Source organism: Salinicola sp. V024 (genome assembly GCF_052645315.1).
On record NZ_JBQXYB010000015.1, the window covers coordinates 96523 to 106611 of the forward strand.

Annotated in this window: 8 protein-coding genes, 4 tRNA genes and 1 rRNA gene; all 13 read right to left on the reverse strand. The window is 59.5% G+C overall.

The genetic code is table 11. The features are described from left to right. Positions 1-75: 75 nt before the first annotated feature. Positions 76-4152, reverse strand: a complete 4077-nt coding sequence (gene rpoB, locus ACUN9V_RS17680) for a DNA-directed RNA polymerase subunit beta (RefSeq protein WP_110692363.1) — start codon at positions 4150-4152, stop codon at positions 76-78. A gap of 267 nt (positions 4153-4419) precedes the next feature. Beyond that, a complete protein-coding gene (gene rplL / locus ACUN9V_RS17685) occupies positions 4420-4791 on the reverse strand; it encodes a 50S ribosomal protein L7/L12 (protein ID WP_075563691.1) in 372 nt (123 codons plus the stop codon). Between the two features lie 95 nt (positions 4792-4886). After that, a complete protein-coding gene (rplJ, locus tag ACUN9V_RS17690) occupies positions 4887-5390 on the reverse strand; it encodes a 50S ribosomal protein L10 (RefSeq protein WP_075563692.1) in 504 nt (167 codons plus the stop codon). A gap of 284 nt (positions 5391-5674) precedes the next feature. Continuing rightward, positions 5675-6367, reverse strand: coding sequence for a 50S ribosomal protein L1 (gene rplA / locus ACUN9V_RS17695; protein WP_075563693.1), 693 nt, complete (start codon positions 6365-6367; stop codon positions 5675-5677). Between the two features lie 2 nt (positions 6368-6369). Then, positions 6370-6801 (reverse strand): 50S ribosomal protein L11, encoded by a 432-nt coding sequence (rplK, locus tag ACUN9V_RS17700; RefSeq protein ID WP_075563694.1) that lies wholly within the window; start codon positions 6799-6801, stop codon positions 6370-6372. 113 nt (positions 6802-6914) lie between these two features. Beyond that, positions 6915-7448, reverse strand: a complete 534-nt coding sequence (gene nusG / locus ACUN9V_RS17705) for a transcription termination/antitermination protein NusG (protein WP_075563695.1) — start codon at positions 7446-7448, stop codon at positions 6915-6917. Positions 7449-7456: 8 nt separating this feature from the next. Further along, on the reverse strand, positions 7457-7825 hold the full coding sequence (gene secE / locus ACUN9V_RS17710) for a preprotein translocase subunit SecE (RefSeq protein ID WP_075563696.1): 369 nt from the start codon (positions 7823-7825) through the stop codon (positions 7457-7459). A 71-nt stretch (positions 7826-7896) separates the two neighbouring features. Continuing rightward, a tRNA-Trp gene (locus tag ACUN9V_RS17715) sits at positions 7897-7972 on the reverse strand. A 153-nt stretch (positions 7973-8125) separates the two neighbouring features. Further along, positions 8126-8200: transfer RNA gene (locus ACUN9V_RS17720), tRNA-Thr, on the reverse strand. A gap of 20 nt (positions 8201-8220) precedes the next feature. After that, positions 8221-8294: transfer RNA gene (locus ACUN9V_RS17725), tRNA-Gly, on the reverse strand. Positions 8295-8372: 78 nt separating this feature from the next. Next, positions 8373-8456, reverse strand: a tRNA-Tyr gene (locus ACUN9V_RS17730). A 191-nt stretch (positions 8457-8647) separates the two neighbouring features. Beyond that, on the reverse strand, positions 8648-9625 hold the full coding sequence (locus ACUN9V_RS17735; protein ID WP_445512333.1) for a biotin--[acetyl-CoA-carboxylase] ligase: 978 nt from the start codon (positions 9623-9625) through the stop codon (positions 8648-8650). Between the two features lie 344 nt (positions 9626-9969). Then, a 5S ribosomal RNA gene (rrf, locus tag ACUN9V_RS17740) occupies positions 9970-10084 on the reverse strand. Between the last annotated feature and the right edge of the window lie 5 nt (positions 10085-10089).

Genomic DNA, 10089 nt, shown 5'->3' on the forward strand with positions numbered 1-10089 from the left:
CGGAGTTGTCATGAGCGGGGCCGCGAATCACTCGCTCGCCCCGCAAACCGTCGCTATCGATCGACTGTGCCGGTCTTAGCTTTCCAATTCGATATCGATACCCAGCGAGCGGATTTCCTTCACCAGCACATTGAAGGATTCCGGCATACCGGCCTGCATGGTGTGGTCGCCATCCACGATGCTCTTGTACATCTTGGTACGACCTTCGACGTCATCCGATTTCACGGTGAGCATCTCCTGCAGGGTGTAGGCGGCGCCGTACGCCTCGAGTGCCCACACTTCCATCTCACCGAAGCGCTGACCGCCGAACTGCGCCTTGCCACCCAGCGGCTGCTGCGTGACCAGCGAGTAGGAACCGGTGGAGCGCGCGTGCATCTTGTCGTCGACCAGGTGGTTGAGCTTCAGCATGTACATGTAGCCCACGGTCACCGGACGATCGAACGACTCACCGGTACGCCCGTCGTAGAGCGTCATCTGACCGGATTCCGGCAGATCGGCAAGCTTCAGCAGATGCTTGATCTCGTGCTCCTTGGCACCGTCGAACACCGGCGTCGCGATCGGCACGCCACCGCGCAGGTTTTTGGCCAGGGTGATGATCTCGTCGTCGGTCAGAGAGTCGATATCTTCCTGACGCGCACCCTCAGTGTTGTAGACCTGCTTGAGGAACTCGCGGATCTCGCCGACCTGCTGCTCGCGGGCATCACGCAACATCCGGTCGATCTTGACGCCGAGACCGTGAGCCGCCATGCCCAGGTGAGTCTCGAGAATCTGACCGACGTTCATGCGTGAAGGCACGCCCAACGGGTTGAGCACCACGTCGACCGGCTGACCGTTGTCGTCGAACGGCATGTCCTCGATCGGCATGATCGCGGAGATGACACCCTTGTTACCGTGACGACCGGCCATCTTGTCGCCCGGCTGGATGCGACGCTTGACCGCCAGGTAGACCTTGACGATCTTGAGCACGCCCGGCGCCAGGTCGTCGCCCTGGGTCAGCTTGCGTTTCTTGTCTTCGAAACGCTCGTCCATCTCCTTGCGACGATTTTCCAGCTGTTCGTCGGCCTGGGCCAGCAGCTCGTTGAGGGTCTCGTTCTGCATGCGCAGCTTGAACCACTGCTGACGCGGCAGCTCATCGAGATAGTCCTTGCTCAGCACGTCGCCTTTCTTCAGCGTCGGGCCACCGTTGACAGCTTCGCCTTCCAGCGTGCGCTGGAGACGCTCGAACGTGGCGTCTTCGGCGATACGGTAGGTCTCCTGAAGGTCCTTGCGCACTTCGTCGAGCTGCTGCTGCTCGATGGACAGTGCTCGGGAATCCTTCTCGACGCCGTCGCGGGTGAACACCTGGACGTCGATGACGGTACCGCGCATGCCGGTCGGCGCACGCAGCGAGGTGTCCTTAACGTCGGACGCCTTCTCACCGAAGATCGCACGCAGGAGCTTCTCCTCCGGCGTCAGCTGGGTCTCGCCCTTGGGCGTGACCTTGCCGACCAGAATGTCGCCGGCGCCGACTTCGGCACCGATATAGACAACCCCGGCTTCATCCAGCTTGCCCAGCGCCGACTCGCCCACGTTGGGAATGTCGGAGGTGATTTCCTCCGCGCCCAGCTTGGTGTCACGAGAGACACAGGTCAGTTCCTGGATGTGGATCGTGGTGAAACGATCGTCCTCGACCACGCGCTCGGAGACGAGGATGGAATCCTCGAAGTTGTAGCCGTTCCACGGCATGAACGCGAGACGCATGTTCTGGCCCAGCGCGAGGTCACCCATGTCGACGGACGGGCCGTCGGCGAGGATATCGCCACGCGCGACCTCGTCGCCCGGGCGCACGATCGGACGCTGGTTCTGACAGGTGTTCTGGTTCGAGCGCACGTACTTGGTCAGGTTGTAGATGTCGACCCCGGCTTCACCGCCGATGATCTCATCTTCGCTGACACGCACAACGACACGCTTGGCATCGACCGAGTCGATCACGCCACCACGACGGGCCACGGCGCAGACACCGGAATCACGAGCGACGAAACGCTCCATGCCGGTACCCACCAGCGGCTTGTCGGCGCGCAGGGTCGGCACCGCCTGACGCTGCATGTTCGAGCCCATCAGGGCGCGGTTGGCGTCATCGTGCTCGAGGAACGGAATCAGCGCGGCGGCCACGGAAACGACCTGACGCGGCGACACGTCCATCAACGTGACCTTGTCCGGCGCCATGAAGGTGGTTTCACCCTTGTGACGGACCTGGACGAGATCGTCGATCAGCTTATTGCCTTCATCTACCGTCGCCGAAGCCTGGGCGATGATGAAGTCGCCCTCTTCGATCGCCGACAGATGCACGATCTCGTCGGTCAGCTGACGATCCACGACCTTACGGTACGGCGTCTCGAGGAAACCGTAGCTGTTGGTCTTGGAATAGGTCGCCAACGAGTTGATCAGACCGATGTTCGGACCTTCCGGCGTCTCGATCGGGCACAGGCGACCGTAGTGCGTGGCATGAACGTCGCGCACTTCGAAGCCGGCACGCTCGCGGGTCAGACCACCCGGCCCAAGCGCGGAAACACGACGCTTGTGCGTGACCTCGGAGAGCGGGTTGTTCTGATCCATGAACTGGGACAGCTGCGAAGAACCGAAGAACTCCTTCACCGCCGCCGCCACCGGCTTGGCGTTGATCAGATCCTGCGGCATCAGGCCTTCGCTCTCCGCCATGGAGAGACGCTCCTTAACCGCACGCTCGACGCGCACCAGGCCGACGCGGAACTGGTTCTCGGCCATTTCGCCGACACACCGAATGCGGCGGTTGCCCAGGTGATCGATATCGTCGACTTCACCGAAGCCGTTACGAATGCTGATCAGCTCTTTAAGGACATCGAGAATGTCCTGGTTGGCAAGCACGCCGGATCCGGTATCGCCTTCACGACGCAGACGACGGTTGAACTTCATTCGACCGACGCCCGACAGGTCGTAGCGGTCTTCGGAGAAGAACAGGTTGTGGAACAGCGTCTCGGCCGCTTCCTTGGTCGGCGGCTCGCCGGGACGCATCATGCGATAAATCTCGACCAGCGCTTCCAGTGCGGAGCGCGTGGTGTCCACCTTCAGCGTATCGGAGATGAACGAGCCGGCATCGAGATCGTTGGTGTAGAGCGTTTCCAACTGCGTAACGCCACCCTGTCCCAGCTTCTCGAGCAGTTCCGGCGTCAGTTCGGTGTTGCATTCGCAGATCAGTTCGCCGGTTTTGGTGTCGACCTGATCCTTGGCCAGCGTCTTGCCGAACAGATAGTCCATCGGCACCTGAAGACGCTCGAGCCCGGCTTTTTCCAGCTGGCGAATATGCTTCTGGGTAACACGACGACCTTCTTCGACGATGACGTTACCGTCGCCGTCCTTGATTTCGAACGTCGCGGTCTCACCACGCAGGCGCGACGGCACCAGTTCCACGTAGACGCCATCCGTCTCGATGTGGAACGTGCTGGTTTCGAAGAAGGTCTCGAGGATCTGCTCGGCATTCATGCCGAGCGCGCGCATCAAGACGGTGGCCGGCAACTTGCGGCGACGGTCGATACGCACGAAGACGTTGTCTTTCGGATCGAACTCGAAATCCAGCCAGGAGCCGCGGTAAGGAATGATCCGCGCGGAATAAAGCAGCTTCCCGGAGGAGTGGCTCTTGCCCTTGTCGTGATCGAAGAACACGCCCGGCGAGCGGTGAAGCTGGGAGACGATGACGCGCTCGGTACCGTTGACGACGAAGGTACCGTTCTCGGTCATCAGGGGGATTTCCCCCATGTAGACTTCCTGCTCCTTGATGTCCTTGATGGCCTTGTTCGACGACTCTTTGTCGTAGATGATCAGGCGCACCTTGACGCGCAGCGGTGCCGAGTAGGTCACCCCGCGAAGCTGGCACTCCTTGACGTCGAAGCCCGGCGTGCCAAAGCGATAACTGACATACTCGAGCGCCGCGTTGCCTGAAAAACTCTCGATCGGGAATACGGACTTGAAGGCCGCATTGAGACCGGTCTCGAGACGCTCTTCCGGCGCCCGGTCCTGCTGGAGAAAGTCGTAATAGGAATCAAGCTGGATGGCCAGCAGGTAGGGCACATCCATTACTTGAGGCAGTTTGCCGAAATCCTTGCGGATGCGTTTTTTCTCAGTGTATGAGTAAGCCATCTGTATTCCCCAGCTTGTTCACCATGGGTGACCGGTGCGTGTTCGGCGCTCCCTAGCGGGGCTGACCCCGTTAGGCGCTGACGGCAAGCCTCCCGAATGAGGGAGCTCGCCGTCGGAATTCGTCTAGTGGCTACAATCCTGATCTTGGGGAAGCCCCTCGATCAGGCGTACTAACGCCAGGCTAGCAAAAACAGAAAAAGGCCGGCAGCGGGCATGCCCGCCACCAGCCGTGGCGCTTACACAGCGCGTGAAGCCTTGAGCACGGAGTTACTTGAGCTCCACAGAGGCGCCGGCTTCTTCCAGTTTCTTCTTGGCTTCTTCAGCGTCGTCCTTGGACAGACCTTCCTTGATAGTCGCCGGTGCGCCGTCGACGGCACCCTTGGCTTCTTTCAGGCCCAGACCGGTGATTTCGCGGACGACCTTGATGACGTTGACTTTCTTGTCACCGGCAGCGGTCAGAACCACGGAGAACTCGGTCTGCTCTTCTTCAGCAGCCGCATCACCACCACCCGGGCCAGCGACAACGGCAGCAGCGGCAGAAACGCCGAATTTTTCTTCCATTGCAGAAACCAGTTCCGCAACTTCCATCACGGACATTTCGGCAACAGCGTTGATGATGTCTTCTTGAGAAAGTGCCATGTTTCAGATTCCTAAACTTTGCGGAGCCCCAGCCGGCGTCGGCCAAGTGCTCGTTGATTCAATAGTCGACTCAGTCTGCGCGAGCAGGTCACCTATCAGGCGGCTTCTTCCTGCTTTTGATCGCGAACAGCTGCAAGAGTACGAACCAGCTTGCCGGCAGAAGCTTCCTTCATGACGGACATCAGCTTGGCAATCGCTTCATCGTAAGTCGGCAACGTCGCCAGACGGTCGATATCAGCAGCCGGGATCATCTCCCCTTCGTAAGCCAGCGCCTTGACTTCAAATTCCTTCTGCGACTTACCGAACTCCTTGAACAGCCGCGCCGCAGCGCCGGGATGTTCGTAGGAGAAGGCCAGCAGCGTGGGGCCTGAGAAAGTCTCGTTCAGGCACTCCCATGAAGTCCCTGACAGCGCGCGACGTGCCAGCGTGTTGCGGACAACACGAATCTGGACGCCATTCTCGCGAGCCTGTTTGCGCAAGTTGGTCATTGCGCTAACGGTCACACCGCGAGAGTCGGCAACTACGACGGAAAGAGCGTCCTTAGCGGCTTCACTGACCTCGGCAACAATTGCTTTCTTGCCTTCGAGTGCTAGTGGCACAGTGGTTACTCCTTCATGCCGGGGGCGACAATGTCGCGACCCGGTGGTTACCATCTCTTCCGCCTTGCTTCGGCGAAAGTCTTGGACGATGGCTGCACACCTGAATCGGCGAGCAACACCATCTGCGCAGGCATCCCTTGAGGACGAACCCCAGGAAGATTAAGCCGGCTCGACTGCCGACACCTGCGGTCTTTGACGGTGCCCCGCCCCACCCCGCCGAAGCAGCCCTGGAGCTGTGACAACGGTGCACGGGGACCGCAAAGTTACTGCCTGGTGATCACCGATCACGCGTAAGCGCTGTGATCGACGGTCAGACCCGGGCCCATGGTGCTGGACAGGGTCACTTTCTTGAGATAGATGCCCTTGGAAGTACTCGGCTTGAGGCGCTTGAGGTCGTTGACCAGCGCTTCGAGATTGCCCTTGAGTGCTTCGGCCGGAAAATCCACCTTGCCGATAGAGGCATGAATGATGCCGTTCTTGTCGGTACGGAAACGGACCTGGCCCGCCTTGGCGTTCTTGACCGCAGTCGCCACGTCGGGCGTCACGGTGCCGACTTTCGGGTTCGGCATCAGGCCACGCGGGCCGAGAATCTGACCCAGCTGACCAACGACGCGCATGGCGTCCGGCGCTGCGACGACAACGTCAAAGTTCATGTTGCCTTTCTTGACGTCGTCGGCGAGGTCTTCCATACCCACGATATCGGCGCCAGCTTCTTTGGCCGCTTCCGCTGCGGCGCCCTGGGCAAATACGGCGACGCGGACGTCACGACCGGTACCATTCGGCAGCACGGTAGCGCCACGTACGACCTGATCGGATTTACGCGGATCGACACCCAAGTTGATGGAAACTTCGACAGCTTCCTTGAACTTGACGGTCGACACTTCAGATAGCAGCGCGACGGCTTCTTCCAGCGAGTAGACCTTACCCAGCTCGACCTTCTCGCGAATCATCTGAGCGCGTTTTGTCAGTTTTGCCATGATCAGAGGCCCTCCACGTTGAGGCCCATGCTGCGGGCGCTGCCAGCAATGGTGCGAACGGCGGCGTCAAGATCGGCAGCCGTCAGATCCGGCTCTTTGGCCTTGGCGATATCTTCGAGCTGCTCACGAGTCACGGTGCCGACCTTGGTTTTGTTCGGCACGCCGGAACCGGATTTGATACCCGCGGCTTTCTTCAGCAGCACGGCGGCCGGCGGCGTCTTGGTAACAAAGGTAAAGCTGCGGTCGCTATAAACCGTGATCACGACCGGCGTCGGCAAGCCCGGCTCGATCTCTTGGGTCGCGGCATTGAACGACTTGCAGAATTCCATGATATTGACGCCATGCTGACCCAGCGCAGGGCCCACGGGCGGACTCGGATTGGCCTTACCAGCTGCGACCTGCAGCTTGATGTAGGCCTGAACTTTCTTAGCCATGATTTACTCCCTTCGGGTACGAACGCCTTGCGGCTCCCCGGTTGATTGGCAAATTGCCAACGTTAACATCGCGACACCCTCGGGCGTCGCGGTGACTCGATTCTGGACGACGCTCAGTCCTTGACCACCTGGGCAAACTCGAGCTCGACCGGCGTCGAGCGCCCGAAGATCAGCACACTGACTTGCAAGCGGCTCTTCTCGTAATTGACTTCTTCCACGACGCCGTTGAAATCGGCGAACGGACCGTCGACGACGCGAACGGCTTCGCCCGGCTCGAAGAGAGTCTTGGGACGCGGCTTGTCGGTACCATCCTGCACACGGCGCAGGATCGCATCGGCTTCTTTCTGGGTGATCGCAGCTGGCTTCTCCGGCGTTCCACCGATGAAACCCATCACGCGCGGGGTCTCTTTGACCAAGTGCCAAGTCTGTTCGTTCATTTCCATCTCGACCAGCACGTAGCCGGGATAGAACTTGCGCTCGCTCTTGCGACGCTTGCCGTCACGCATTTCGACGACTTCCTCGGTCGGAACCAGGATGTCACCGAACTGATCTTCGACACCGTATAGCTTGACGCGCTCGAGCAGCGAACGCATCACCTGCTTTTCAAAGCCGGAATAAGCGTGAACGACATACCAACGCTTGGACATGAAAACTCCTAGCCAATGATTCCGGACATCGCCCAACCAAGGACGGTATCGATAAGCCACAGCAACAGACCCACAACCAGAACGGCCGCCAACACGATCAGCGTCGTTTGAATGGTTTCCTGTCGAGTCGGCCAGACGACGCGCTGAATTTCGCGCTTGGATCCGCGCGCGAGCTCCATCAACGCCTGCCCTTTTGCCGTGGTCAACGCGATGGCGGCGGCGATACCACAGAGGACGACGACGCCCAGCACGCGATACAGCAGAGCCTGATCCGCGAACCAAGCGTTACCGCCGATCGCGACTGCCAGCAGCAACACCACGACGATCCACTTGGGGGTATCGTAGCGTGACTCCTGCACCTCGGCGTTGTGCTTCATGAAAACTCCTCAACTCAAGGCGCGGTAACCAAACAAGACAAGATAGCAATACAAGCCAGCCTGGGGAAGACTGGCAGGCCAGGAGGGAATCGAACCCCCAACCTGCGGTTTTGGAGACCGCTGCTCTGCCAATTGAGCTACTGGCCTGCAACTACACATCCGAGAAGCACCCGGAAATTAGGAGGGCGCTATGATAGCGAAGAGATACCGGAAAAAGCAATCCCATCCGGCATTTTTCTTTTACCACCAAAAAAGCGAGCCGACGCTCGCTTTCCACGCATCAAGTTCGATGACTGAAAATGGAGCTCATGGACGGAATTGAACCGTCGACCTCACCCTTACCAAGGGTGTGCTCTACCCCTGAGCTACATGAGCCTGCACATCACCAACATCGATGGAGCGGGTAGTGGGAATCGAACCCACACCATCAGCTTGGAAGGCTGAGGTTCTACCATTGAACTATACCCGCCTACCCGCTCTGACTCCGGCTTGCCGAAGCAGACCGTTACAACTCTTCTTCACGAAAACCGGGGTTTTCATCAAAATCTGGTGGAGAGGGAAGGATTCGAACCTTCGAAGCTTTCGCGGCAGATTTACAGTCTGCTCCCTTTGGCCACTCGGGAACCTCTCCATACCGGCGGCAGATTTTACACTGCCAAACATTGATGTCAAGCCTCTGTTTTTACTCAACTTACAGAACTATCGACCAATGGCCTTGCGCTCAAAGCGGGGCGCATTGTTTCAAAGCAGGCCGGCAAATGCAAGCCAAAAAACAGATTTCCTCCATCGCCTGACCATGTGTACTCCTCGTCAGGCTGGCCATTACGCCGGGCGGACGCTGATTTCGCCGCCCGTCAATGCATGCTCTCCGCTTGCAGTCTCCACTCTCAAATTACCATTCTCGTCCACGTCGTTCGCCCTGGCCGCATAGGAGGTGTTGCCCTGATGGATTCGAATCGATCGCCCGGCATAGGCATGTCGGGCGTTCCATCGATCCCGCCAGGCGCTGAAACCATGCTGTTCGAACAACGGCAGCATCGTTAGTAACGATTCGATCAACGAGGCTGCCAGCGCGTTGCGGGAGACACCTTCGACAACTTCCGAGAGCGCGGCGATAGGTTGCCCTGCCGCCTGGCGAGCGGCTTCATCGAGAAAGACATTCACGCCAATGCCAATGACCACCTCGCAGGGCCCTTCGACATCTCCCGTCACCTCGAGCAGAATGCCTGCGAGCTTACGCCAGTCGCCGTCGACGAGCAGCAGCACGTCATTAGGCCATTTCAGGGCGACTTCACCCCCCATGGCCTCGATGACCTCGGCTAACACCACGCCGACCGCGAGGCTCAGCCCCTCGAGCGCAGCCACGCCCGCCTCGAACCGCCAACCCAGAGAGAGGATCAGGCTTCCGCCCCAGCTGGTGCTCCAGGCCTTTCCTCGTCGCCCTCGTCCTGCCGTCTGGCTTTCGGCCAGACAGACTTCCCCGTGCCCCGCACCGTGCCGAAAGCGATCGCGCAGGAAGGTATTGGTGGAATCCAGCACGTCCTCTACGTAAAGGCGCTTGAGGTGATGGCGGGGCCCGGCAGAGAGCTGTGAGACGATACCCGCCCCATCCAGGGATTCCAGTGCGTTGACCAGCCGATAGCCGCGCCCTTTGACCGCCTCGAGCGGCAGCCCCATCGCTTCCAGCTTCTTGAGCTGCTTCCAGACTGCGGTACGTGTCACACCCAGGTGCTGGCCCAGCTGCTGACCGGAGTGGTAATTGCCGTCGCCGAGCAAACGAATCAGGTCACCGATACTCATCTAGGAACGCCTGCCAATAAAAGCCACATTCTAGCGAAATCCCGCCTGCCTCGTAACTTCGCAAGCTACCGCCACGATCAGCGCCATGAACGCCATACTCTGTTCTACATTACGCCCCGTGTGGCGCATGGCGTAAGGGAGGCCCAGCCGGCGCAATCGAGCGCTTTCTTCAGCCATAAAAAAACCCCAGCCTGTTGGCTGGGGTTTCGGATAGATGCCTGACGATGATTGGGGCGGCCATCCGTGGGCCGGCGCTCCGGGCCTCTCCATGGGGAGACCCCTAAACGCATGGGGAGACCGCTAAATAAGTGAACCCCGACCAATGGCCGGGGTTCGAAATAGATGCCTGACGATGACCTACTCTCGCATGGGGAGACCCCACACTACCATCGGCGCTAAGCGGTTTCACTACTGAGTTCGGCATGGATCAGGTGGTTCCCGCTCGCTATGGTCGTCAGGCAAAA